The sequence below is a fragment of the Serratia sp. CY56464 genome (assembly GCF_052168435.1).
Lineage (GTDB): Bacteria > Pseudomonadota > Gammaproteobacteria > Enterobacterales > Enterobacteriaceae > Serratia > Serratia marcescens.
The window spans coordinates 899430-924420 of the sequence record NZ_JBJNMV010000001.1 but is presented as its reverse complement, the minus strand read 5'-3'; the positions used below and the strand labels follow the sequence as shown (position 1 = coordinate 924420).

At 57.4% G+C, this 24991-nt stretch carries 26 protein-coding genes; 15 read left to right on the top strand and 11 right to left on the bottom strand.

All coding sequences use genetic code 11. The features are described from left to right. Positions 1 to 164: 164 nt before the first annotated feature. The 3 genes from ACJ8KE_RS04610 (at position 165) to ACJ8KE_RS04600 (ending at position 2091) form a co-directional block, all read left to right on the top strand. Positions 165 to 737, top strand: coding sequence for a TIGR00730 family Rossman fold protein (locus ACJ8KE_RS04610; protein ID WP_004932190.1), 573 nt, complete (start codon positions 165 to 167; stop codon positions 735 to 737). A 101-nt stretch (positions 738 to 838) separates the two neighbouring features. Beyond that, a complete protein-coding gene (gene xthA, locus ACJ8KE_RS04605) occupies positions 839 to 1645 on the top strand; it encodes an exodeoxyribonuclease III (protein ID WP_016927484.1) in 807 nt (268 codons plus the stop codon). A gap of 44 nt (positions 1646 to 1689) precedes the next feature. Continuing rightward, positions 1690 to 2091, top strand: a complete 402-nt coding sequence (locus tag ACJ8KE_RS04600) for a pyrimidine (deoxy)nucleoside triphosphate diphosphatase (protein WP_016927483.1) — start codon at positions 1690 to 1692, stop codon at positions 2089 to 2091. A 21-nt stretch (positions 2092 to 2112) separates the two neighbouring features. Here ACJ8KE_RS04600 and ACJ8KE_RS04595 read toward each other — a convergent pair whose 3' ends face one another. The 5 genes from ACJ8KE_RS04595 to ACJ8KE_RS04575 form a co-directional block, all read right to left on the bottom strand. Further along, positions 2113 to 2409 (bottom strand): YnjH family protein, encoded by a 297-nt coding sequence (locus ACJ8KE_RS04595; RefSeq protein ID WP_028127469.1) that lies wholly within the window; start codon positions 2407 to 2409, stop codon positions 2113 to 2115. Next, entirely contained in the window at positions 2406 to 4331 is a 1926-nt protein-coding gene (locus tag ACJ8KE_RS04590; RefSeq protein WP_261419322.1) for a DNA topoisomerase III, read from the bottom strand. The genes ACJ8KE_RS04595 and ACJ8KE_RS04590 overlap by 4 nt, the downstream gene beginning before the upstream one ends. Further along, positions 4331 to 5440, bottom strand: coding sequence for a tRNA 2-selenouridine(34) synthase MnmH (mnmH, locus tag ACJ8KE_RS04585; protein ID WP_048794888.1), 1110 nt, complete (start codon positions 5438 to 5440; stop codon positions 4331 to 4333). Before mnmH ends, ACJ8KE_RS04590 begins: the two co-directional genes overlap by 1 nt. 8 nt (positions 5441 to 5448) lie before the next feature. Continuing rightward, positions 5449 to 6492 carry a selenide, water dikinase SelD gene (selD, locus tag ACJ8KE_RS04580; RefSeq protein ID WP_016927479.1) on the bottom strand — a complete coding sequence of 348 codons (1044 nt, stop codon included), beginning with the start codon at positions 6490 to 6492 and terminating at the stop codon, positions 5449 to 5451. 157 nt (positions 6493 to 6649) lie between these two features. Beyond that, positions 6650 to 7201 carry an NAD(P)H nitroreductase gene (locus ACJ8KE_RS04575; RefSeq protein ID WP_004932204.1) on the bottom strand — a complete coding sequence of 184 codons (552 nt, stop codon included), beginning with the start codon at positions 7199 to 7201 and terminating at the stop codon, positions 6650 to 6652. A 160-nt stretch (positions 7202 to 7361) separates the two neighbouring features. Here ACJ8KE_RS04575 and sppA point away from each other — a divergent pair, with 160 nt between their 5' ends. The 4 genes from sppA (at position 7362) to ACJ8KE_RS04555 (ending at position 12494) form a co-directional block, all read left to right on the top strand. Then, on the top strand, positions 7362 to 9218 hold the full coding sequence (gene sppA, locus ACJ8KE_RS04570; RefSeq protein ID WP_048794924.1) for a signal peptide peptidase SppA: 1857 nt from the start codon (positions 7362 to 7364) through the stop codon (positions 9216 to 9218). 93 nt (positions 9219 to 9311) lie between these two features. After that, the gene (gene ansA, locus ACJ8KE_RS04565; protein ID WP_016927477.1) at positions 9312 to 10328 is read left to right on the top strand and encodes an asparaginase; all 1017 of its coding nucleotides are present in this window, start codon (positions 9312 to 9314) and stop codon (positions 10326 to 10328) included. 22 nt (positions 10329 to 10350) lie between these two features. Beyond that, positions 10351 to 10983 carry a bifunctional nicotinamidase/pyrazinamidase gene (pncA, locus tag ACJ8KE_RS04560; protein ID WP_261419323.1) on the top strand — a complete coding sequence of 211 codons (633 nt, stop codon included), beginning with the start codon at positions 10351 to 10353 and terminating at the stop codon, positions 10981 to 10983. 233 nt (positions 10984 to 11216) lie between these two features. Next, positions 11217 to 12494 (top strand): glycoside hydrolase family 18 protein, encoded by a 1278-nt coding sequence (locus tag ACJ8KE_RS04555; protein WP_016927475.1) that lies wholly within the window; start codon positions 11217 to 11219, stop codon positions 12492 to 12494. Between the two features lie 45 nt (positions 12495 to 12539). Here ACJ8KE_RS04555 and ACJ8KE_RS04550 read toward each other — a convergent pair whose 3' ends face one another. Continuing rightward, positions 12540 to 12812 (bottom strand): YeaC family protein, encoded by a 273-nt coding sequence (locus ACJ8KE_RS04550; RefSeq protein ID WP_004932218.1) that lies wholly within the window; start codon positions 12810 to 12812, stop codon positions 12540 to 12542. A 63-nt stretch (positions 12813 to 12875) separates the two neighbouring features. Then, positions 12876 to 13289, bottom strand: coding sequence for a peptide-methionine (R)-S-oxide reductase MsrB (gene msrB, locus ACJ8KE_RS04545; RefSeq protein WP_004932219.1), 414 nt, complete (start codon positions 13287 to 13289; stop codon positions 12876 to 12878). Positions 13290 to 13637: 348 nt separating this feature from the next. Between msrB and gapA the strand changes: the two genes are divergently transcribed. After that, complete coding sequence (gene gapA / locus ACJ8KE_RS04540; RefSeq protein ID WP_016927474.1) at positions 13638 to 14633, top strand: glyceraldehyde-3-phosphate dehydrogenase; 996 nt, start codon at positions 13638 to 13640, stop codon at positions 14631 to 14633. Positions 14634 to 14839: 206 nt separating this feature from the next. Then, positions 14840 to 15715, top strand: a complete 876-nt coding sequence (locus tag ACJ8KE_RS04535; RefSeq protein WP_116403569.1) for a D-hexose-6-phosphate mutarotase — start codon at positions 14840 to 14842, stop codon at positions 15713 to 15715. A gap of 94 nt (positions 15716 to 15809) precedes the next feature. Here ACJ8KE_RS04535 and ACJ8KE_RS04530 read toward each other — a convergent pair whose 3' ends face one another. Continuing rightward, the gene (locus tag ACJ8KE_RS04530; protein WP_015378103.1) at positions 15810 to 16574 is read right to left on the bottom strand and encodes a MipA/OmpV family protein; all 765 of its coding nucleotides are present in this window, start codon (positions 16572 to 16574) and stop codon (positions 15810 to 15812) included. A 108-nt stretch (positions 16575 to 16682) separates the two neighbouring features. Then, a complete protein-coding gene (locus tag ACJ8KE_RS04525; RefSeq protein WP_153297016.1) occupies positions 16683 to 16958 on the bottom strand; it encodes a hypothetical protein in 276 nt (91 codons plus the stop codon). Between the two features lie 42 nt (positions 16959 to 17000). Here ACJ8KE_RS04525 and yeaG point away from each other — a divergent pair, with 42 nt between their 5' ends. The 3 genes from yeaG (at position 17001) to ACJ8KE_RS04510 (ending at position 20904) form a co-directional block, all read left to right on the top strand. Then, positions 17001 to 18935, top strand: coding sequence for a protein kinase YeaG (yeaG, locus tag ACJ8KE_RS04520; protein WP_016927472.1), 1935 nt, complete (start codon positions 17001 to 17003; stop codon positions 18933 to 18935). A 132-nt stretch (positions 18936 to 19067) separates the two neighbouring features. Then, complete coding sequence (locus ACJ8KE_RS04515; RefSeq protein ID WP_016927471.1) at positions 19068 to 20336, top strand: YeaH/YhbH family protein; 1269 nt, start codon at positions 19068 to 19070, stop codon at positions 20334 to 20336. 337 nt (positions 20337 to 20673) lie between these two features. Then, positions 20674 to 20904, top strand: coding sequence for a hypothetical protein (locus ACJ8KE_RS04510; protein ID WP_004932237.1), 231 nt, complete (start codon positions 20674 to 20676; stop codon positions 20902 to 20904). Between the two features lie 196 nt (positions 20905 to 21100). On the opposite strand, the gene ACJ8KE_RS04505 is transcribed toward ACJ8KE_RS04510, so the two are convergent. Beyond that, the gene (locus ACJ8KE_RS04505; RefSeq protein WP_016927470.1) at positions 21101 to 21790 is read right to left on the bottom strand and encodes an alpha/beta hydrolase; all 690 of its coding nucleotides are present in this window, start codon (positions 21788 to 21790) and stop codon (positions 21101 to 21103) included. Positions 21791 to 22618: 828 nt separating this feature from the next. On the opposite strand from ACJ8KE_RS04505, the gene ACJ8KE_RS04500 reads away from it, so the two are divergent. Beyond that, positions 22619 to 22795: a GhoT/OrtT family toxin gene (locus ACJ8KE_RS04500; protein WP_015378105.1), complete on the top strand. Its 177-nt coding sequence runs from the start codon at positions 22619 to 22621 to the stop codon at positions 22793 to 22795. A 262-nt stretch (positions 22796 to 23057) separates the two neighbouring features. Here the strand turns inward: ACJ8KE_RS04500 and ACJ8KE_RS04495 are convergent, their stop codons facing one another. Then, on the bottom strand, positions 23058 to 23354 hold the full coding sequence (locus ACJ8KE_RS04495) for a hypothetical protein (RefSeq protein ID WP_079451966.1): 297 nt from the start codon (positions 23352 to 23354) through the stop codon (positions 23058 to 23060). A gap of 225 nt (positions 23355 to 23579) precedes the next feature. On the opposite strand from ACJ8KE_RS04495, the gene ACJ8KE_RS04490 reads away from it, so the two are divergent. Both ACJ8KE_RS04490 and ACJ8KE_RS04485 read left to right on the top strand, forming a co-directional pair. Further along, positions 23580 to 24062 (top strand): hypothetical protein, encoded by a 483-nt coding sequence (locus ACJ8KE_RS04490; RefSeq protein ID WP_033640110.1) that lies wholly within the window; start codon positions 23580 to 23582, stop codon positions 24060 to 24062. Positions 24063 to 24367: 305 nt separating this feature from the next. Then, positions 24368 to 24928: a 3'-5' exonuclease gene (locus tag ACJ8KE_RS04485; protein WP_004932251.1), complete on the top strand. Its 561-nt coding sequence runs from the start codon at positions 24368 to 24370 to the stop codon at positions 24926 to 24928. Positions 24929 to 24991: the final 63 nt, after the last annotated feature.

Below are 24991 nucleotides of genomic sequence, written 5' to 3'. Positions count from 1 at the left end.
TAAAACACGTTGCATCTAATGTTCTCATATCAATAAATCAAGTTATCTCCCCTTATTAACCGCTTTCATCCAGCCGTTTTGTTCCTCTCTCCCAGCCGTAACTTGAACTCCGGCCGACAATTCGCTATACCACTGGCTTCTTTAGTGCAGTAAGGAACAGGTGGATGCGAAACAATATTTGCGTTTTTTGTGGCGCCAGCGAAGGCGTCAATCCCGCTTATGCCGAGCAGGCTCGTCAACTGGGGCAACTGCTGGCCGCACAGGGGCGCCGTTTAATCTACGGCGGCGGCAAAAAAGGATTGATGGGGATCGTGGCGGACGCGGTGTTGGCCGCAGGCGGTGAAGCGGTCGGCATTATCCCCGAGCGCCTGGTTGAAGCGGAAACGGCGCATCGTGGCCTGACTGAATTGGAAGTGGTGCCAGACATGCATACGCGCAAAGCCCGTATGGCGGCGCTGGCGGACAGTTTTATCGCCCTGCCCGGCGGCATCGGCACGCTGGAAGAGCTGTTTGAAATCTGGACCTGGGGGCAAATCGGCTATCACAACAAGCCGGTCGGCCTGCTGAACGTCAACGGATTCTACCGCCCGCTGAGCCAGTTCCTCGAGCACGTCGCCGATCAGGGCTTTATGCGTCACGACTATCTCGGCACCCTGCACATCAGCGAATCGGCACAGACGCTGCTGCAACAGTTTGACGACTATCAACCTAAAAATTACGACCGCTGGGCGAAATAAACCCGCTGCGCAGTCAGCGGTCCCGCCGCTGTCTGCGTTACATTTCCCGCCAAACTCTGCTACTATCACAGCACATTTTTCTCGTGAAAACGGCACCGCTCATGAAGTTTGTCTCTTTTAATATCAATGGACTGCGCGCGCGTCCGCATCAGCTGGCGGCAATTATCGAACAGCACCAGCCCGACGTGATCGGTCTGCAGGAAACCAAAGTTCACGATGACATGTTCCCATTGGAAGAAGTCAGCCAGCACGGCTATCACGTGTTCTATCACGGGCAAAAAGGCCATTACGGCGTGGCGCTGCTGACCAAAGCGGAGCCCCTGGCCGTGCGCCGCGGTTTCCCAACCGATGAAGAAGACGCGCAGCGTCGCATCATCATGGCCGATCTGGCTACGCCGCAGGGCACGCTGACGGTGATCAACGGCTACTTCCCGCAAGGGGAAAGCCGCGACCACCCGATCAAATTCCCGGCTAAAACACGCTTTTATCAGGATCTGCAAAACTACCTGGAGCAGCAGCTATCGGCGGAATCCCCGGTGCTGATCATGGGCGACATGAATATCAGCCCCAGCGATTACGATATCGGCATCGGCGAAGACAACCGCAAACGCTGGCTGCGCACCGGTAAATGCTCCTTCCTGCCGGAAGAGCGCGAATGGATGGATCGCCTGCTGAACTGGGGCCTGGTCGATACCTACCGCCACGCCAACCCGGGGCGCAACGACGAGTTCTCATGGTTCGACTACCGCTCCAAAGGGTTCGATGACAACCGCGGCCTGCGTATCGATCTGCTGCTGGCCAGCACCCCGCTGGCTTCGCGCTGCATCGCCACCGGCATCGATTACCAAACCCGCAGCATGGAGAAACCTTCCGACCATGCGCCGGTCTGGGCGGAATTTACGCTGTAACCCCATCACCCCGGCGCTCGCCGGGGTTTTACTCTGTGAAGCCAATGAAAATTATCGACGTGGTAGCCGCCATTCTGGAACAAAATGGCCGCATTTTGCTGGCCCAGCGCGGCGCAGGCAGCGATCAGGCCGGTCTGTGGGAGTTTCCCGGCGGCAAGGTTGAAGCCGGCGAAAGCCAGCCAGAGGCGCTGGCGCGCGAGCTGGATGAAGAATTGGGGATTTGCGCCCGTATCGGCAACTATGTGGGCAGCAATCAGTGGCAGCAAGGCGAACGCCTCATCCGGCTGCACGCCTGGCAAGTCGCGGAGTTCTCCGGTGAACTGCAACAGCGCTGCCACTCGGCGCTGGTCTGGGTCACGCCGCAACAGGCGCAGGAATACGCTCTGGCACCCGCTGACGTTCCACTGCTGGCGGAGTATATCGCCGCGCAAGGCGATTCACGCTGAACGCGGCGATAGGTTACATCGTCACTTCTTCAATCGCACCCAAATCAAGGGGTTGGTGCCGATGGTGTTAGGCTCACGCACGCACTGTAGCACTTCCCCTTCCACTTTAAGCACCGCACCTTCGGAATAGTTCTGATTCTGGTAGACGCAACAGCGGTTGCAGGGCTGCGCCGGCGGCGGGTTGACGCCGCTTTTTGCCGTGCCCCAAATCTCCGGCGAAACCGGCAACACCACGTCCACATCGCCGCGATTGGCGGCGGCCAAGCCGGAAAACATCAGGGCAGCGGCAGCCAATACCCCAGTGAGCCCACGCTTCATTCACTCTTCTCCTGCGCCTTGCCGGCGCTTTTCCTGCGTTTTTTGCCCCCGCTGGAGGGCGGCGGCGGCAATCCACGAAACGCCATGCTCGCCCGGCTCTGCTTGGCCTGATAAATCAGCTCTTGCAGCGTGCCGACCAACGGCTGCATAAAGTCCTGATAGCGGCAGGATTTCTCGCTGATTTGCGTCAGCGTAGCTTCCCAGTTGGCCGTCATATCAGGACGCGCAGCAAGATCCGGCAGCGAGTGAATCAGCGCGCGCCCGGTTTCGCTGGAGTGAATATAGCGTCCCTTCTTGTACAGAAACGCCCGCTTGAACAGCAATTCGATGATCCCCGCTCGCGTCGCTTCCGTTCCTAAACCATCGGTCGCCCGCAGGATTTTCTTTAGCGCTTTATCTTGTACGAACCGCGCGATGCCGGTCATGGCCGACAACAGGCTGGCGTCAGTAAACGGCCGCGGCGGCTGCGTCTGGCGCTCCACCACTTCACCGCGCTCGCACAACAACTCATCATCTTTAGCCACCACCGGCAGCGGAGCACCTTCGTTTTCCTCGTCGCGCTCCTTACTGCCCAGCAGCGTACGCCAGCCGGCTTCCGCCAGGAATCGCGCCTTGGCGATAAATTTGCCGCCGGCGATATCCAGCTCGATCACGCATTTGCGGAATACCGCATCCGGACAGAACTGCATCAGATACTGGCGCGCCACCAGCCCATACACGTTCCGTTCATCCTGAGTCAGATTAATCTTGCCGGCGCGGGCGGTGGGAATGATGGCGTGGTGCGCATCGACCTTTTTATCGTCCCAGCAACGGTTGCGGCGATCGCTGTCGATCACCGGCTGCGGATACAGCTCAGGCTGGTGCACGCTGATGGCGTTCAGCACCGCGTGGCGGCCGGCGAAATGCTCTTCCGGCAGGTAGCGACAGTCGGAACGCGGATAGGTAATCAACTTGTGGGTTTCGTACAGCCGCTGGCAAACGTCCAGCACCTGTTGCGCGCTGAGGTTATAACGCCGGGCCGCTTCGATTTGCAGCGTGGAGAGCGAAAACGGCAGCGGCGCAGTATCGGATTCCCGTTTATCGTTATAAGACGTGACCAGCGCCGGCTGGCCTTCGATGCGCTTGACCACATGCTCCGCCAACGGCCGGTGCAGCAAACGCCCCTCTTCGTCCTGATAAGGCTCACAGGACTCACTGGGCTGCCACAGCGCCACGAAGCGTTCTTCTTTCGGCGTGACGATGTGCGCCTTGACCTCAAAGAAGTCTTTTGGCACAAAGTTTTCGATCTCTTCATCACGCCGTACCACCAATCCGAGCACCGGCGTCTGCACCCTGCCTACCGACAGCACGCCGTCGTAACCGGCGTTGCGGCCCAGCAGCGTGTAGGCACGGGTCATATTGATGCCGTACAGCCAGTCGGCGCGCGAACGCGCCAGCGCAGACACGCACAACGGAATGAAATCACGGTTGTCGCGCAGGCGTTCAACCGCGCGCTCCACCGCCTGCGGGTTGAGATCGTTGATCAGACAGCGGCGTACCTTCTGGCGCTTTTCCGCCGTCAAATCCAGGTAGTCCAGCACCTCATCCACCAGCAGTTGCCCTTCGCGATCCGGGTCGCCGGCGTGAACCACTTCATCGGCTTCAAGCAGCAACTTTTTGATGGCGTTGAGCTGTTTGCTGACCGACGGCCGCGGCTGCAACCGCCATTTTTCGGGGATGATCGGCAGATCCGCCAACGACCAGCGCGCATAGCGGCTGTCATAAGCGTCAGGCTGAGCCTGTTCCAACAGGTGGCCGACGCACCAGGTCACCACGTCGTTGTTGCCGCAGGCGATATACCCGTCGCCGCGGCGATGCGGCTTGGGCAAGATGTCGGCAATGGCGCGCGCCAAACTCGGTTTCTCGGCTATGAACAGTCGCATTAATCACCGTTTTTCTGGCTGAACGTCATCAAGAATTCTCTTACTTCTGCATAGTTCCCGCGGAAGACAATCCGCTGGGCTTTCTTTTCCAACTGATAGCAATACATCGGATCGTAGTACTGCTGCAACAGGGGCGCCAACCACTCACGGTGCGCCTCGCCCTGGCCGCTGAGTCGCTGAGCCCGCAGCGCCGCTTCCAGCCGCTGCGTCAGTTGCTGGAAGCGTTCCAGCCCCAGGCGGCGGCGTATGGCGAACAGGCCGTGGTGCAGATAGTCGTCATACTGTCGCCAGCCCTCTTCCATGCCATAGGCCTGTTCGAACTGTTCGCGCATCCCGTCGATATATTCGGCCTGCAGGCGCGCCAGACGAATATCGAACGGATCGTCGATCACCGCCACCGGCGCCTGCTGCATGCCGTTGAACAACGGCAACGGCAGATTGTTGCTGCCGATGATCCGCCCTTCGTCTTCCAGCACCCAACGGCGGCTGCCACCATGCTGTTTTTTCAGCAATAACACAGCCAGACGATTCTCAAAATCGATCTGTGAGCTTTGCCCCGCCAGCGTTCGGCCAAAAGATGAACCGCGATGGCGCGCCGCGCCTTCCAGATCGACGCCGTCGGCAAGTTCGTTGACCAGCAACGTCTTGCCGCTGCCGGTATTGCCGCCCACCAGGGCCATCGGCAATGCCGCGCTTTGCGCCAACACGCCCAGCAGATAATTGCGCAGCGCCTTATAACCGCCAGTGATACGCGGGTACTCGACGCCGGCCTCATGCAGCCATTGCTGCACCAGCTGCGAGCGCAACCCGCCACGGAAGCAGTAAATATAGCCTTCGGGTCGCTGCGCACAGGCCGCCAGCCAGGCGGCGGTGCGCTGTTCGCGCAGTTTGCCGTTCACCAAGCTGTGGCCGAGCGCGATCGCCGCTTGCTGACCATGCTGCTTATAGCAGGTGCCCACCGCCTGCCGCTCGCTGTCGACCATCAGTGGCAGGTTCACCGCCTGAGCGAAGGCGCCTTGCTGAAACTCGATCGGCGCGCGCACGTCAATCAGCGGCACGTCCTGCAGAAAAATGCGTTGATAATCGGCGCTGTCCGGCCTGCCTTGCATCTTGGACACTACACAACCTCGATCAGCGGTTTACCTGCCTGTGCGGCATGCAGCTCACCGATAGGATTGAGCGTGATGCCGTGCTGCTCGGCAATCGCCAGCACCTGCGCCTGCGCCTCCGGCAATACCGCCAACAGCAAACCACCGGAGGTTTGCGGATCGCACAGCAGTTGGCGCTGCAAATCGCTCATCTCGCCCACCAGATGGCCATAGCTGTCGAAGTTGCGCCCGGTGCCGCCCGGCACGCAGCCCTCAGCGATATACGCCTCGACGTGCGGCAGCTTCGGCACCCGATCGAACCAGACCGTCGCCTGCAGACCGGAACCCTGGCATACCTCGCTCAAGTGACCCAGCAAGCCAAAGCCGGTGATATCGGTCATCGCCGTGACGCCCGCCACCTCGGCAAAGTCGGCGCCCGGCTTGTTAAGGCGGCACATCACGTCCGTCGCCAGCCCTTGATGCTCAGGGCGCAGCTTGCTTTGCTTCTCGGCTGTCGTCAGCACGCCAATACCCAGCGGCTTGGTCAGATAGAGTTGCGCGCCGGCCTGTGCGGCGCTGTTTTTTTTCACTCGCTCGGTATTGACCACGCCGGTGACCGCCAGGCCGAAGATAGGTTCCGGCGCGTCGATGGAATGGCCGCCGGCCAGCGCGATCCCTGCCTGTTGGCAGGCGAAACGCCCGCCGTCGATCACCTGCTGCGCCACCTCAGGCGGCAGTTTGGCGATTGGCCAGCCGAGAATGGCGATCGCCATGATCGGTTTACCGCCCATGGCGTAGACGTCGCTGATGGCGTTAGCGGCAGCGATGCGGCCGAAATCGAACGGATCGTCGACGATCGGCATGAAGAAGTCGGTAGTGCTGATGATGCCGACGCCGTTGCCGATGTCATACACCGCCGCGTCGTCGCGGGTTTCATTGCCGACCAACAGACGCGGGTCGACAAATTTTTCCCGCTCGCTGTGCAAGATGGTTTCGAGAACTTTCGGTGAGATTTTGCAGCCGCAGCCAGCGCCATGGCTGTACTGGGTTAAACGGATCGCTGGCGATGTCATAGTCCACTCCCTTCGGTAACGGCACTCAAGATAACATAGGGTAGCGCTTGCCGAGGGGATTGATAAGAGCGCGCCGCGGATAAGCGAGCGGCCTGCTCAGAAACCATGCAATTTTGCGGGGTTTGGCGCATTTTCGCCGCGCCCCGTTGGAAAAAACTTAGAAATAGCTGACGAAAGGCGTGCTGTCTGGCGGCGTCACTTTGGTGGCGGCCTTCAACTGCGGCGTGCCCAGGTAGAGGAAACCGACGATCTCATCCTGCTCGCGGCAGCCGAAGGCTTCGCGCACCAGCGCATGCTCGGTCCAGGCGCCGGTGCGCCAGATGCCGTTAAAACCCTGCGCCAACGCCGCCATCTGCATCGCCTGCACGGCGCAACCGGCGGAAACCACCTGCTCCCAGCGCGGCACCTTGGTTTCTTCAGTGCAATGCGCGATGACGGTGATGATCAGCGGCGCGCGGAACGGCGCCTTGGTGGCTTTTTCAATCGCCGCTTCGTCCAGTTGATCCTGCTTCGCCGCCGCCTGCAGCAGCTGGCTGAAACGCTCCAGGCCCTGATTTTCGATCATCACGAAACGCCATGGCTGCAGCGCGCCGTGATCGGGCGCACGCAGTCCCGCGTTGATGATATTTTGGCGCACTTCCCCCGCCGGCGCCGGTTCCGCCAGGCGCGAAGCCGAGCGGCGATTCAATAAAAGATCCAGAGCATCCATCGTAAACTCCTGATAACAATTTTCATTCCGGCCACGTTAACATAGCTAAACGACGAGTTACAGCCTTGGCGATAGCGTCTGTGTGCCACGATTTAAAGCTGACATTTACCCGGCCGCTCATTAGGATAGCGGAACATTCTCGACTCTTGTTGGAGAGCACATGCGCACATTGTGGCAAATTATTGCCGGCATTTTCCGGTGGACATGGCGTCTGCTGAATTTTATCAGGGAACTGATCCTTAACCTGTTCCTGGTCCTGCTGATCCTGGTTGGGGTTGGCATCTATCTGTCCTTCCAAAGTTCCTCCACCTCGACGGCCCCGGCGCGCGGCGCGCTGCTGGTCGATTTAAGCGGCGTGGTGGTCGATCAGCCTTCGGTAAACAACCGGGTGCGGCAATGGGGCCGTGAACTGTTGGGCGCCTCCAGCAGCCGCCTGCAGGAGAACTCGCTGTTCGACGTAGTCGACAGCATCCGCAAGGCCAAAGACGACAAAAACATTACCGGCATGGTGTTGCAGCTGAATGATTTCGTCGGCGCCGATCAGCCGTCGCTGCGCTATATCGGCAAAGCGCTGCGCGAGTTCCGCGACAGCGGCAAACCGATCTTCGCCATCGGTGACAGCTACAACCAAACGCAATACTACCTGGCCAGCTACGCCAACAAGGTCTTCCTGTCACCGCAGGGCGCGGTCGATCTGCACGGTTTCGCCACCAACAACCTGTACTACAAGTCGTTGCTGGACATGCTCAAGGTCACCACCAATATCTTCCGCGTCGGCACCTATAAATCGGCGGTCGAACCGCTGATCCGCGACGATATGTCCCCGGCGGCGCGCGAAGCGGACAGCCGTTGGATCGGCGGCCTGTGGCAGAACTACCTGGAGACCGTGGCCGCCAACCGCCAACTGACGCCGCAGCAGCTGTTCCCGGGCGCCGCCGGCGTGCTGAGCGGCCTGCAGGCGGCCGGTGGCGACACCGCCCGCTATGCGCTGGACAATAAGCTGGTGGATGAACTGGCGTCGCGCACCGCGATCGAAAATCAGCTGGTCAAGACCTTCGGCTGGGACAAACAGGTGAACGATTTCAACGCCATCAGCATCTATGACTATCAGCCGAAGCCGGACGCCAACCAGGGCGGCAAGATCGCCGTGGTGTTCGCCAACGGCGCCATCATGGACGGCCCGCAGACGCCGGGCAACGTCGGGGGTGACACCACCGCCGCCGAGCTGCGCCAGGCGCGTCTGGATCCGGCCGTCAAGGCCGTGGTGTTCCGTGTCAACAGCCCAGGCGGCAGCGTCAGCGCGTCCGAAGTGATCCGCTCCGAGCTGGCCGCCGTGCGCGCCGCCGGCAAACCGGTGGTGGTGTCGATGGGCGGCATGGCCGCGTCGGGCGGCTACTGGGTCTCGACGCCGGCCGACTATATCATCGCCAGCCCGAGCACCCTGACCGGTTCGATCGGCATTTTCGGCATCATCAATACCTACGAGAAAACCCTGGATACGCTGGGTGTGCACACCGACGGCGTGGCGACCTCGCCGCTGGCCGATATCGCGGTCACCAAGGCGCTGCCGCAGGAGTTCTCGCAGATGATGCAACTGAACATCGAAAACGGGTATAAGAACTTCCTCGATCTGGTCGCCAAATCACGCAAGATGACCCCGCAGCAGGTTGACCAAATCGCGCAGGGCCACGTGTGGCTCGGCAGCGACGCCAAGGCCAACGGCCTGGTCGATCAACTGGGCGATTTCGACGACGCGGTGAAGAAAGCCGCCGAGCTGGCAAAGCTGCAGCAGTGGCAGCTCGACTGGTTCGTCGATACCCCAAGCCTGAGCGATATGGTGCTCAGCCAGTTCGGCGTTTCCATTCACGCCATGCTGCCGGCCGCGATTCAGGCCATGCTGCCCGCCCCGCTGGCCTCGGTCGCCAACGCGGTGAAAGAACAACCGGGCTTGTTCAATAACCTCAACGATCCGCAAAACCGTTATGCGATCTGTCTCACCTGCGGAGATGTCCGCTAACAAATAATTCTGCAGCCCGGCCACCGCCGGGCTTTTTTTCTGCCGCCATGTCCCTATAATTCAGCCCATCTTATCTTTGTTAAAATCATAACCATGCAAAAGAAATCCATTTACGTCGCCTACACCGGCGGCACCATCGGCATGCAGCGCTCAGATCATGGCTACATCCCGGTTTCCGGCCACCTACAGCGCCAGCTGGCGCTGATGCCCGAATTCCATCGGCCGGAGATGCCGGATTTCACCATTCATGAATACGCGCCATTGATTGACTCTTCAGACATGACGCCGGAAGACTGGCAGCACATTGCCGACGACATCAAGCAGAACTACGATCGCTACGACGGCTTCGTGATCCTGCATGGCACCGACACCATGGCGTTCACCGCCTCTGCGCTTTCCTTCATGCTGGAAAACCTGGCCAAACCGGTGATCGTTACCGGCTCGCAGATTCCGCTGGCGGAGCTGCGCTCCGATGGCCAAACCAACCTGCTCAACGCGCTGTATCTGGCGGCCAACCATCCGGTGAACGAAGTCAGCCTGTTCTTCAACAACAAGCTGTTCCGCGGCAACCGCACCACCAAAGCGCACGCCGACGGCTTCGACGCCTTCGCCTCCCCGAATTTGCCGCCGCTGCTGGAAGCCGGCATCCACATTCGCCGCCAGCAAGGCATCGACAGCCCGGCCTGCAATGGCGCGTTGCAGGTGCATGACATCACGCCGCAGCCGATCGGCGTGGTCACCATCTATCCGGGCATTTCCGGCGCGGTGGTGCGCAATTTCCTGCTGCAGCCGGTCAAGGCGCTGATCCTGCGCTCCTACGGCGTCGGCAACGCGCCGCAAAAGGCCGAACTGATCGACGAGTTGCGTGCGGCCTCTGAACGCGGCATCGTGGTGGTCAACCTGACGCAGTGCATCTCCGGGCGCGTCAATATGGAAGGCTACGCCACCGGCAACGCGCTGGCGCACGCCGGGGTGATCAGCGGTTTCGACATGACGGTGGAAGCCGCCCTGACCAAGCTGCACTATCTGTTGAGCCAGCCGCTGACGCCGGAACAAATCCGCGCCCTGATGCAGCAAGATCTGCGCGGCGAGCTGAGCATCAACGGTTAACCTACTGAACTCTGGAGCGGCGATGAAAACGGCCCTGTTGTTGATCGATCTGCAAAACGACTTCTGCCCCGGCGGCGCGCTGGCGGTCACGGAGGGTGACGCCGTCATCCCGGTCGCCAATCAGGCGATCGCCGCCTGCCTGGCGCGGGGCGAGCCGGTGGTGGCCAGCCAGGACTGGCATCCCGCCAATCACCGCAGCTTTGCGGTGAACTCCGATGCGCAGGTCGGCACCCTCGGTGAGCTGGAAGGCCTGCCGCAGGTGTGGTGGCCGGTGCACTGCGTGCAAGGGAGCCACGGCGCCGATTTTCATCCCCAGTTACAGCGGCAACACATCAATGCCGTCTTTCGCAAAGGGCAAGATACGAACATCGACAGCTACAGCGCGTTCTTCGATAACGGCCACCGTGCGCAAACCGAACTCCACGGCTGGCTGCAATCGCAGGGCGTCCAGCGGCTGGCGATCATGGGCCTGGCGACCGACTACTGCGTGAAGTTCAGCGTGCTGGATGCACTGGCTGCCGGCTACCCGACGCAGGTGATCGTCGACGGCTGCCGCGGCGTGAATCTGCAACCGGACGACAGTGAGCGAGCGATGCAGGACATGGCGCGCGCCGGCGCGCAGCTAGTTACCCTGTCACAGTTTCTCGCCAACTAAATCCGCTCGGGCGCCACCGGCGCCCTCTCTGCGCGGCGGCGAAATTATCGACGCTGCTCACAATACCGCCTTTCTTCTTCCCCAACGGCTTGTGACCGGCAGGCGCTTTTGCTGTTATGACTGCGACGCTTTTGGCGTCAATCGGTTATACGCATCCGGGGCCCGCTGAGCCCGGCTTTATTGTGCCCGCCCCTGGCGGTACGGTCGGCCTTGCCGACCACAAGGAGACTGACATGAAAATAACCCGAAAACTGCTGCCTTTGCTGGCGGCGGTGCAATTGGCTATGGCCGGCGCAAGCACGGCCCAGGCGGCCTATCTCTCCGTCGGCTACTTCAACGGCGGCGGCGACATCACCGCCGGCCCCGGTGGCGACATCGACAAGCTGGACGTGACGCAAATCACCCACCTCAACTATTCGTTCGGCCTGATTTACAACGACGAGAAAGACGAAACCAATGCGGCGCTGAAAGACCCCGCTCGCCGCCACCAGATCTACCTGTCGCCGAAAGTCACGGCCGATTTGCAACGGCTGCCGGTGCTGCGCAAACAGAACCCCGAGCTGAAAGTGCTGTTGTCGGTCGGCGGCTGGGGTGCACGCGGTTTCTCCGGCGCCGCCGCCACCGCGGAAAACCGCGCGATATTCATTCGCTCCGCGCTGCAGGCGATCGCACAGTACCGGCTGGATGGGATCGATCTGGACTGGGAATACCCGGTAAACGGCGCCTGGGGTTTGGTGGAAAGCCAACCGGCAGACCGCGACAACTTCACCCTGCTGCTGAGAGAGCTTCATCAGGCGCTGGGTAAAGGCAAGCTGTTAACCATCGCCGTCGGGGCCAACGTCAAAAGCCCGCAGGAATGGGTCGATGTGAAAAGTATTGCCCCTTACCTCAACTACATCAATCTGATGACCTACGATATGGCTTACGGCACGCAGTACTTCAATGCCAACCTGTACGATTCAACGCGTTGGCCAACCGTGGCGGCCGCCGACCGCTACAGCGCCGATTCCGTGGTAAAACATTATCTTGCCGCAGGATTAAAACCGGCGCAGATGAACCTGGGTATCGGTTTCTACGGCCGGGTGCCGAAACGAGCGACCGAGCCGGGCATCGACTGGGACAAGCCGGACGCCGCCAAACATCCGGTGACGCAGCCTTATTTCAGTGCGCGAGAAACCGCTCTGTTCAACGCACTGGGGCTGGATCTCAGCAAAGACACTTATTTTAAATACCACGATATCGTCAACAAATTGCTCAACGATCCGCAGCGGCGTTTCCGCGAGCACTGGGATGACGATGCCAAAGTGCCATACCTGACGCTGCAATCCGCCGAAGGCAAACCGCTGTTCGCTATCTCCTACGAGAACCCGCGTTCGGTGGCCATCAAGGCCGAGTACATCAAAAGCCAGGGATTGGGCGGTGCGATGTTCTGGGAATACGGCGCGGACGATAACAACCGGCTGGCGCAGCAGTTGGCGGAATCGCTGAACATAAAGGGCGAGAAACGGTAAATCGACGGGGCGATGGCGACATCGCCCCGCTTTAGGGGAGGAGCTTTACTGCGGTTTGAGTTTGACCAGCGGCTCGGCAACGAACTGCTGTTTCAGCTCTTGCTTGCTCTTCATCACGATCTGCCCGTCGGTGCCAATGCTCATGTGCTGCGGATCGACGTTGTTCATCGACTGCCACAGCATCACCGCCTGCAGGCTATTTTCTTTCTGCTCCGGCGTCAGCGCCACGCCGTCCGGCCATTTGCCCAGCTCAACCGCCTGTACCAGGCGCTGGTATATCTCGGGCGTCATCGCCGCAATCAGATCTTTCACGTCCATCAGAGCCTTTCTCGCTTACGGATGAATAATTAGCTGAATCGATTTTGTTGGTTGAATTACCACTTAACCGGCCGTTTGGTCGCCATTTTCGCCATCGGTGAAACTCAGCGAGGCGGAGTTGACGCAGTAGCGGTCGCCAGTCGGCTGCGGGCCATCGGGGAAAACGTGCCCCAGGTGCGCGTCGCAGTGGCCGCAGCGGATTTCAACACGATGCATATTATGTGAATTATCATCAAGATAACGGATTGCATCGGCGGAAACCGGCTCATAAAAGCTCGGCCAGCCGCAGCCTGAATCGTATTTGGTTTCGGAATAGAACAGCGGCTGGTTACAGCACAGGCAATGGTACACGCCCTCGCGCTTGTTGTGCAGCAATTTGCCGCTGAACGGCGCTTCGGTGCCACGCTGTTGCGTCACATAACGTTGGATTTCATTCAGTTCCGTGACCGGATGACCGGGGGTTGTCTCTTTAGCCATTTGTGCTTATCTCTGAATGTGGATAATGTCAACGAAAACAATGATTAATAATAACAAAAAATTAACACCGCTGCAGGGGTTTTTGGCCTAAACTGTAGCCCATAAAGGCCACGTCACGATGATATGTGATAACGATCACACATCTTGCGTATGCTGACTTTATACTTGGCGGCTTGTCCCCATATAACGGATGAGGCCGAGCGCAAATGGACTGTGCAATAAGCGTGCAAAACCACCCCTCCGGTTTGACTTGCCGCAAGTATTGACACGATTCCGCTTGACGCTGGGTAAGGTTTTTGTAATTTTACAACCAACCTTTTATTCACTAACAAATAGCTGGTGGAATATATGACTATCAAAGTAGGTATCAACGGTTTTGGCCGTATCGGTCGCATTGTTTTCCGTGCTGCTCAAGAGCGTTCTGACATCGAGATCGTTGCAATCAACGACCTGTTGGACGCAGAGTACATGGCTTACATGCTGAAGTATGACTCTACTCACGGCCGTTTCAACGGTACGGTAGAAGTTAAAGACGGCCACCTGGTTGTTAACGGCAAAACCATCCGTGTTACCGCAGAGAAAGACCCGGCTAACCTGAAGTGGAACGAAGTGGGCGTTGATGTGGTTGCTGAAGCGACCGGTATCTTCCTGACCGACGAAACCGCACGTAAACACATCACCGCCGGCGCTAAAAAAGTGGTTCTGACTGGCCCATCCAAAGATGCGACCCCAATGTTCGTTCGCGGCGCCAACTTTGACAAATATGCCGGCCAGGACATCGTGTCCAACGCCTCTTGCACCACCAACTGCCTGGCGCCACTGGCTAAAGTCATCAACGACAACTTCGGTATCGTTGAAGGCCTGATGACCACCGTTCACGCCACCACCGCGACTCAGAAAACCGTTGATGGCCCGTCTCACAAAGACTGGCGCGGCGGCCGCGGCGCATCCCAGAACATCATCCCTTCTTCTACCGGCGCAGCGAAAGCGGTTGGCGTGGTTCTGCCAGAGCTGAAAGGCAAACTGACCGGCATGGCGTTCCGCGTACCGACGCCTAACGTGTCCGTTGTTGACCTGACCGTGCGTCTGGAAAAACCGGCTACCTACGAAGAAATCAAGAAAGCCATCAAAGACGCCGCTGAAGGCTCTATGAAAGGCGTTCTGGGCTATGTTGAAGACGACGTGGTTTCCACCGATTTCAACGGCGAAGTGCTGACTTCCGTGTTCGATGCCAAAGCCGGTATCGCACTGAACGACAACTTCGTGAAACTGGTTTCCTGGTACGACAACGAAACCGGCTATTCCAACAAGGTTCTGGATCTGATCGCTCACATCTCCAAGTAATGGCATGATGTTAAGCTGATAATGAGGGCGACATTTTTGTCGCCCTTTTTTTACCCGTCATCTTTCGAGTCACCGCGTTGTTGGCTGCACACGCTCACCCCAGCCACTTACTTCGGTAAGCTCTTGAGGGTTCCTGTGCTTGCCGCCTGGCCGTGACCCGAAAGCTATAGGTTTCTTTGTATCTCCGGCAAACAATAGGTCATGAAATGAACGAGAAAATTTTCACCCTGCCCGTTTCCGAACAGATTTCTCCTTATATCAGCCAGCGGCAACTCGATGAGTTGGGCGTGGTTGTGGTGTCGCACCCGAAAGTGCGCGCGGCGGTCGCGCTGCAAGGCGCGCATTTGCTGGCCTGGCAACCTAGCGGGGAGCAGCCGGTGATTTGGCTCAGCAACAATACGCCTTTCGCCAAAGGCAAGGCCATCCGCGGCGGCGTGCCGATCTGCTGGCCGTGGTTCGGCCCGGTGGCGCAACCCTCCCACGGCTTTGCCCGCAACCAGCCCTGGAGTCTGACGGCGCACGATGAAGATGACAACGGCGTCATCCTGACCTTCACGCTGAAAGACAATGAGCAGACCCGCAAACTGTGGCCGCACGCCTTCACGCTGATTGCTCGCTTCAAGCTGGGTGAAGAGTGCGAAATCGAGCTGGAATCGCACGGCGATTATCAAGCCACGGCGGCGCTGCACAGTTACTTCCAGGTCGGCGACATCGATCGGATCAGCGTGGCGGGTCTGGGCGAGCCTTATATCGACAAGGTGGCAGGCGGCGCAGAGGCGCACCAGACGGGCGAAGTGACCTTCGTCGGCCAAACCGACCGCGTCTATACCCGCCCGGAAGCTTTCAGCCAGATCCGCGATCCGGCGCTCGCTCGCACCATCGAGGTTCACCACCATCATATGAGCGACGTCATCGCCTGGAACCCCGGCGTGGAACTCTCCTGCAGCATGGGGGATATGCCGAACGACGGTTACAAGACCATGGTCTGCATCGAGACAGGGCGCGTCAGCAAACCGCTGGTCGCTGCCGGTGAGCAACCCGCCCGTTTGGGAGTCACCTTCCGCAGCCGTAAGAAGGCCTGAGGAACCGTGCGCGGAAGCGCACCACTGATGTGCAAAAGGGGCGCCATCGCCCCTTTTTGATGCACGCCATGCACGATAACCGTGCAATGCGTGATTAGAAGGTGTAGCTCACACCCGTCATCAACAAACCGGTGTAAGATTTATCCACCATCGGGCTGTCTTTTACTTCATCCGACAACTTCACATAGCGGCCGACGAAGAAGGCGTTCCAGCTTTTGTTGATCTGATAATTGGCGCTCAATTCGAGATACGGGGCCCAGCTATCGCCAGGAGTGTAGCTGTCCAGGCCGCTGCGGCGTGATTCATTGGCGCTGACGCCGTAGTAATATTTGTTCTGGTTCTTGCTGTTCCACATCACGCCCACGCCCGGGACCAGCGTCAGCGCGTCCAGATCAAACTTGTACAGATAAGCGACATCGCCCACCAGCCCGTTGCTGTTGTTCAGCGTGTCGCCGGTGAAAGTGGTACGAAGGGTGCCCCATTCCGCGTTGTGCGAATAGGCCAGGCCGGCCATCAGCGTGCCGCGACGCTTGTCGAGGCGCTTCATGCGATCGTCGTCGCTGTCGCCCGGACGGTAGCCCCATGGCGTGTAGTAACCCATGATGCTCAGCTGGTTTTCTTGATCTTTCCACAGGTAGTAACCGGCGGTCAGAGTACGGAAGTAGAAGTCGTCACCTTCATAGTCGATGACGGGCACCGGATAAACGCGGTCCTGATAACCGCGATACGCGTCCGGACTAACCAGCGCGGCAGCACCGAGTGACCAGGTCCCCGCCTGAGCACTTTGCGCACAAACCATTGCGGAAGCGATAATTGCTAGCGTTTTGAGTTTTGAAATCTTCACTGGTTCTTTTTCCATAAATTACAGGGTTAATAGCCGCGATAGTTTATGTGAAAATTTAGTTGCGTGCCTAATCTTTACAAAGGAAAACGACCAAGATCGAATAACTTATAGCGGAATTATGAATTAATCATGGCGGAACGATGACGTTTTATCCCGCAGGCCGCGCCAGACAAGGCATTTGGCTTCCACGGTAATAACTGAGTCATTGATATGACTTAAAAAAAGCTTTTTCTGCGGCAGGAAATTTTCCGGCAAGCAAACTAAGCTTAAATCAGAAGGTGAATTTATCCTGGGCCCAGTGGCATACAGCGCAACTCGCGATAATAAGCGCACCAAGTTGGCATACGGGTTGCTGTACTCAGGCGTATTCTCATCTTTCGGGAGCCAGAACACTATCACACGCTCTCTTTAACCTGTGCTAATAACGAAAGGACGGGCATCATGAACATATTTGACCACTATCGCCAGCGCTACGAAGCTGCCAAGGACGAAGAGTTCACACTGCAGGAATTTCTTACCATTTGCCGGCAAGATCGCAGTGCCTATGCCAACGCGGCCGAACGTCTGCTGATGGCTATCGGTGAACCTGTGATGGTCGACACTGCGCTAGAATCACGCCTGTCGCGCCTGTTCTCCAACCGCGTGATCGCACGCTATCCGGCCTTCGAAGAATTCTACGGCATGGAAGAGGCCATCGAACAGATCGTCTCTTACCTGAAACACGCCGCGCAGGGCCTGGAAGAGAAGAAACAGATCCTTTACCTGCTGGGCCCGGTGGGCGGCGGCAAGTCCTCGCTGGCAGAACGTCTTAAAGCGTTGATGCAGCGCGTGCCCATCTACACCCTCAGCGCCAACGGCGAACGCAGCCCGGTCAACGACCATCCGCTGTGCCTGTTTAATCCGCAGGAAGATGCCACGATCCTGGAAAAAGAGTTCAACATCCCAAGTCGCTATCTCGGCACCATCATGTCGCCGTGGGCGGCGAAGCGCCTGCATGAGTTCGGCGGCGACATCACCAAGTTTAAAGTCGTGAAAGTGCGCCCTTCCATTCTGGAACAGATCGCCATCGCCAAAACCGAGCCGGGCGATGAGAACAACCAGGACATCTCCGCGCTGGTCGGTAAAGTGGACATCCGTAAATTGGAGAACCACGCGCAGAACGACCCGGACGCCTACGGCTATTCCGGCGCCCTGTGCCGCGCCAACCAGGGGATTATGGAATTCGTCGAGATGTTCAAAGCGCCGATCAAGGTGCTGCATCCGCTGCTGACCGCAACCCAGGAAGGCAACTACAACGGCACCGAAGGCATCTCCGCCCTGCCGTTCAGCGGCATTATTCTGGCGCACTCCAACGAATCCGAGTGGGTGACCTTCCGCAACAACAAGAACAACGAAGCATTCCTCGACCGCGTGTACATCGTCAAGGTGCCTTACTGCCTGCGCGTGTCGGAAGAGATCAAGATTTACGACAAGCTGCTGGACCACAGCGAGCTGACTCACGCGCCCTGCGCGCCGGGCACCCTCGAAACGCTGGCGCGCTTTAGCGTGCTGTCGCGGCTGAAAGAGCCGGAAAACTCGAGCATTTACTCGAAAATGCGCGTGTATGACGGCGAAAGCCTCAAGGATACCGATCCGAAAGCCAAGTCCTATCAAGAGTACCGCGACTACGCCGGGGTTGACGAAGGCATGAACGGCCTCTCCACCCGTTTCGCCTTTAAAATCCTCTCGCGGGTATTCAACTTCGATCACGCCGAGGTGGCGGCCAACCCGGTACACCTGTTCTATGTGCTGGAGCAACAGATCGAGCGCGAACAGTTCCCGCAGGATTTGGCCGAGAAATACCTCGAACATCTGAAAGGCTATCTGATTCCGAAATACGCCGAGTTTATCGGCAAAGAGATCCAGACCGCCTATCTGGAATCCTACTCGGAATACGGACAGAACATTTTTGACCGTTACGTGACCTACGCGGACTTCTGGATCCAGGATCAGGAGTATCGAGACCCCGACACCGGTCAGCTGTTCGACCGCGAGTCTTTGAACGCCGAACTGGAGAAAATTGAAAAACCGGCCGGTATCAGCAACCCGAAAGATTTCCGTAACGAAATCGTGAACTTCGTGCTGCGCGCCCGCGCCAACAACAACGGCCGCAATCCGAACTGGACCAGCTACGAGAAGCTGCGCACCGTGATCGAGAAGAAAATGTTCTCCAATACCGAAGAGCTGTTGCCGGTGATTTCGTTTAACGCCAAAACGTCGACGGACGAGCAGAAAAAACACGACGACTTCGTCGACCGCATGATGGAGAAAGGCTATACCCGCAAGCAGGTGCGCCTGTTGTGTGAATGGTATCTGCGGGTCAGAAAATCCTCATAACGCCTCAGGTAAGCGGCATTATCAGGGCCATGTCCACAGTCATGGACGTTGCAGCGCAGCCCAAGGAGGGGCTAACACATTGCGCTGTCGCGACCGGGACATGAAGAGTTGGCAACGTCGTTTGGGGGAAGTATGGCCTATTTCATTGACCGGCGGCTGAACGGCAAAAACAAGAGCATGGTGAACCGCCAGCGCTTCTTGCGCCGTTACAAGTCGCAAATCAAACAGTCGATTGCCGAAGCCATCAACAAGCGTTCGGTCACCGACGTAGACAGCGGGGAGTCGGTTTCCATCCCCACTGACGATATCAACGAACCGATGTTTCATCAGGGGCGCGGCGGCACACGCCATCGCGTTCACCCTGGCAATGACCACTTCGTGCAGAACGATCGCGTTGAGCGGCCTCAGGGCGGCGCAGGCGGTGGCGGCGGCCAGGGCAACGCCAGCCAGGATGGTGAAGGCCAGGATGAATTCGTCTTCCAAATCTCCAAAGACGAGTACCTCGATCTTTTGTTCGAGGATCTCGCCCTGCCCAATCTGAAAAAGAATCAGTACAAGCAGTTGACCGAGTTCAAAACCCATCGTGCCGGCTATACCGCCAATGGCGTGCCGGCCAACATCAGCGTCGTGCGTTCGCTGCAGAACTCGCTGGCGCGACGTACCGCCATGACCGCCGGTAAAAGACGCGCGTTGCACGAGCTGGAAGATGCGCTGAACCAGTTGGAAAATACCGAGCCGGTGCAATTGCTGGAAGAGGAGCGGCTGCGCAAGGAAATTGCCGAACTGCGCAAGAAAATCGAAAGCGTGCCGTTTATCGATACCTTCGACCTGCGCTACAAAAACTATGAGCGCCGGCCGGAGCCCTCCAGCCAGGCGGTGATGTTCTGCCTGATGGACGTGTCCGGCTCGATGGACCAGGCGACCAAAGACATGGCCAAGCGTTTTTACATTCTGCTCTATTTGTTCCTGAGCCGAACCTACAAAAACGTCGAGGTGGTCTACATTCGCCATCACACCCAGGCGAAAGAGGTGGACGAACAGGAGTTCTTCTATTCGCAGGAAACCGGTGGCACCATCGTTTCCAGCGCGCTGAAGTTAATGAATGACGTAGTCGAAGAGCGTTATGACCCGGCGCAATGGAATATCTATGCCGCGCAAGCGTCGGACGGCGACAACTGGGCCGACGATTCACCGCTGTGTCATGAGCTGTTGGCGAAAAAGATCCTGCCGATGGTGCGTTATTACAGCTACATAGAAATCACTCGCCGCGCTCACCAAACGCTGTGGCGCGAATACGAGGATCTGCAGGCGAAATTCGACAACTTCGCCATGCAGCATATCCGCGAACCGGACGATATCTATCCGGTATTCCGCGAACTGTTCCGTAAGCAGACCGTGTGAATAACGCCGCGTGAATGTCACCACAGCCGGAAAGCGCCGTTTTCCGGCTGTTTCTTTTTCGCATTATATATTTGCAAAACCCATGTTTATTTTTTAAACAATGACAACAACAATAATAAGTCAGATTCCCCAGAACGGTCCTCTCTATTATTTGTTCTTCTGAGGTTATTCCTAAACATCCGCCTCTGCCCCCGCACGGCTTGATAGGAATATTCCCATTCAGTTATCGTTACCCCATCGCTTAAGTCTCTTCCTAAGCGAAATTTGCCTCATTTTATTTTTCTATGGCTTCTCAGCCCGCTGCGGCGGGCATTTACCTGTCAGCAGGTTAGACATCATGATCGACTACACCCTCTATGGCCTCAACAAGCACGATGTTGATGAATACCATAAGCAAATATGTTGCCTGCTCGGCAAAAACGTGCTGCTGGTGTTGACCGCCAACAAGCCGATAACCAAACAGAACCTGCTCGCCAGCCTTATCCAGGAGATAGAAAAGCAGCCCGATGATTATTTTCAGCGGCTGCATCGCGCGGCGATAGAAATGATCGGCGTTAACGGGCGCTAAGGCGATATGCGTAAGGCAGACCTCTACGCCATTATTGCCGCCGCCGTCGTGTTGATGATGCTGTTATAGCGACATCAGCGCCTATCCCTAATTAGCGCCTATTACGCCGGCGCTTTCGTCCGGCGTAATAGGCAGCGAAGGGATAATCTGCCGCAGGATGTCACCTTTTAGTCCGGAGAACCTTCCTGCCCCTGCTTTATTTCAAACCGGCCGCTTCGTCAATCAAACTCGCCACCTCATCGGCATGGGAAACCAGCGAGGCATGGCTGGCATTCAGCACCATCACTTTCTTAGCCTGCAGCCGCTGCGCCATGCGCCGCTGATTCTCCGGCGCTATCATGCGATCGTCGCTGGAAAGTTGATACCATGACGGCTTATGTTTCCAGGCGGGTTCGCCGATGGTGTTGCCAAAGGTATCAGCCAGCGGAGCCTTCTGCGCCACCGCCATCACCAACGCCTCGTCGCCGGTCAGATCCTGGCAAAAGCTTTCGTGAAACTTGTCGGTTTTAATCCACAGATAACCGTCGCTGTCCGGGGCCAGATTCTCGACTGCCGCAGGAGGATGCGCTTGCGTAATACCGCCGGCACTTTCACCGGCATCCGGCGCAAATGCGGCGATGTAGACCAGGCCAACCACGTTAGGCTGGTTGCCCATTTCCGTGATCACGGCACCGCCGTAAGAGTGCCCGACCAACAATACCGGCCCCGCTTGCTGCGCGACCATCTTGCGCGTACGTTCCGCATCCTCAGCCAGCGACGTCAACGGCATTTCCACCGCATGAATCGCCGTATATCCCCTGCGCGACAACTCGATGATGACCTTACTCCAGTGCGCGGCGCCGCCCCAGAATCCGTGTACCAGCACGATAGTTGGTTTTGTGCTCATTGCCGACTCCTTCATCTCATAGGAAAACGCCGCAGGCAGATGAACGGCCCCTTAAGGGGCGGGTCTGGCTGCCTTCGACGCCACGCGGTCCCTATTTTATATAGTCAGACTCATGGCGTTCAGCAATATCGACGGCGAGTTAACGCCCCCGATTTTCCACCGCCGCCACGGCTTATCGAAGCGGCTTACGCCGCAAGGCCGGGAAAAAAAAGGATTAAAACTAGGATTTTTACCCATACCGATCTAAAATTTCGCGCAAAAACAAAGAGAAGTAAATTTGGTCCACCGGGAAAAGGAATGAAGTTGTGAAGGAAATGATCTCCATCGTCTTTATGGCATGTCTGCTGGCGCTGCTGTTTTCGTGGCTGTTCGTCTACGGTCTTAACATTCATTAACCCCGTAACGACAACCATCCCCCTCCCAGGCGGGCAAGCGGCGCATCGCGACTGATGCGCTAAAACCGGCACCTGAAGGGTTCACGTACCGTCAAAACCCGACGCCACCTCACCTTAGACTTGCTGTCCGCAAATACATCATTAGTTTTTATGAGTCATAACCCCACCGCGTTTCCCCCCTTCACCGACTCTTTTACTGCTCAGCGGAGTTCACCCCAGAAGGAAGACTTGCCTGACGCAAAATGTTACCGGTAACTATGCTGTTGATTTCTTTTGGCAATAAACGCAAAGCCGTTAATAACCCTACGTTCTTTATAGAAATAAATTATGCATACTTATGGATAAAGGTTTGAATAAAGGGCCTTTGGTCATTGATTATCCCCGGCCAAGCTCCTAGAATTCGCGCGTAAAAATACAACTGGGATCGGGTTTCATGTCGCCGCTGTGGGTTGCAACGCAATACTGTTATTTTATTGGTCTGTTAGTTTCTATGGTTTTCACCTACCTGGTTAGCCGGGACACCGTCAAAATTCGCTGCATCAGCGCACTGACCATCGGGTTAACCTGGCCGTTGAGCCTGCCGGTGGTGTTGCTGTTTTCGCTGTTCTAACGCCCCAATGTCGCGCGGTGGCTTTTAAACAGTCATGTTAATGAAAAGAGGCTGACCACCGGCGTCATGGTTTTTGGCGTGGGATAAAAAAGTGCCAGCGCAAGGCTGGCATGAAAATTGGAAGCAATGTGAGCAATGTCGTGCCGGATCGGGGGGCACAGAAGGAGACAACCCTTTTCCCCTCACCGGCGAATCAAATGATAATACGTCTCATTATTGAATGTAAAGTCATTTCCCTACGCAACTTTTCCCCTTTGGGAAACTATCCGCCGCGCGGCGATCGCCAGCGCTGATACAATCGCCCCGCCCCCCACACCAGCAGCCAGAGCAAAGCATTCAACCCCAACCACAGCATCAGCAAGTAGAAGAAAGTCTGATAACCGGGTATGCCCCGATCGGCCAAAAACGGGTTGAAGTGAAAAAATTTGACGATCGCGAACGGATTAAGATTGAAACGGTTGAACACGGCCGCTGTCAGCAACGGTGGCAACAGCGTATAAAACGCCAGGCTGAACAGCAGCAGGATTTTTGTGCCCGAAGTGTTTTTATAATCTTTCATATCAATAAATTATATCTATCATCATAGTGCAAAAACCGCCAGGCATTCGTACGCCAATCGACCCCGCGGGCGCTAAAGAGTTCCAGGCCAACGCGGAAATAAAGCCGATCCCGCGTTTAATTGTCATTTAGCGCTCGGGTGATATATACCCTGTGGATTTTAAATTACGATGTCGCCGCGCCGTCTTCAACCACAGCGTTTACATGGCATCATCAGGAGGCATTAATGAAACCGGACGCACTCTCCCTGCCGCCGAACCCGAAAAAGCTCAAGGTCATCTACGGCTGGTACATTTATGTGATCTATATCCTGCTGGTTTTCAATATTTATATGGCGGTCTACAACGTCTGCGTTCGGCACCCGATCGAGGCTCCGCTGTTGTCGCTGTTTCACAGCCTGTTTCTCGCGTTGATGCTGCAGCAGGTGCTCAAGAAGAACGTCGTTTTCGCCTGGATCTTGCTGAGCTATTTTATTCTGATGCGCCTGTATTACGCCAATGTGCTGCATGTTGAGTTCACGCTGGTGAGCCGTTGCCTGGTGCTGCTGATTCTGACGCTGCTGCTGACCGGCGCCGTGGCCGTCGGGCAACTGGCCACGCCGCCGCAGCGGCATGACTGGCTGGCGCGGCTGGGCTGGCGGCAATGGGGGGCGCTCACCGCGCTGGCGGCCATCCTGACGCCGCTGATTACCACCGACTATCTGGGATAAACTGGGGCTATTTGGGAATATGAGGTTCGGAAATGTCTACGACACGGCATATTTTGGTGTAGTTACCCGCCTTCTCACAGATCTTGTCCGTGACGAACATGCTAAGGTAGCCCAGCAACAGCAAGTAGCCGGCCATGCACAGAATAAAGATAAGCGTTCTCACCGATAGCGACCAACCTGACAAGAGTATCACGAGCATCATAACCTGAACGAGGCGCTTTAAAAGGATTTCATGTGCGCACCGGCCGCATCGGCACACGTTCTGTAGTAACATTAAGCCACCACGCCCACCACCGGAAACGCCGATGCACCATCTGATGTTAGACATTGAAACCCTGGATATAAAACCCAGCGCCGTCATTCTGGTGGTTGCGGCGGTGTTTTTCGATCCCCGAACCGGGGAACTGGGCGCCGAATTCGAAGCCGCCGTCAGCAGCCAGAAAGACCAACCGGGCCGAACCATCAGCCTTGACACGGTCGCCTGGTGGGCGAAACAGTCCGATGAAGCGCGCAAGCAGGCCTTCGGCGGCACCGAGAGCCTGAAGCGCGTGCTGAGCAGCCTTAGCCGCTTCATCCATATGAACAGCACCGACACGGTGAAAGTCTGGGGCAACGGCAAAGAATTCGACTGCGCGATCCTCGAACACGCCTTCCAGCAGCTGGAAATGCCCTGCCCGTGGAAATTCTGGGATACCCAGGACGTGCGCACGGTGATCACGTTGGCGGAACTGCACGGCTTTAACCCGAAAAAGGCCCGCCCGTTCGAAGGTATGCCGCATCGGGCGCTGGATGATGCTCGCCACCAGGCCCGTTATGTGGCCGATACCGTCTCGGCGCTCTATTACCGCCAGGGGGCGCAGCGCTGACCCGCTTTGCCCCTTTTCATTTGCCGCCAGAGTCTCTACTCTAGCCCTCTTTGTCACTCGGAC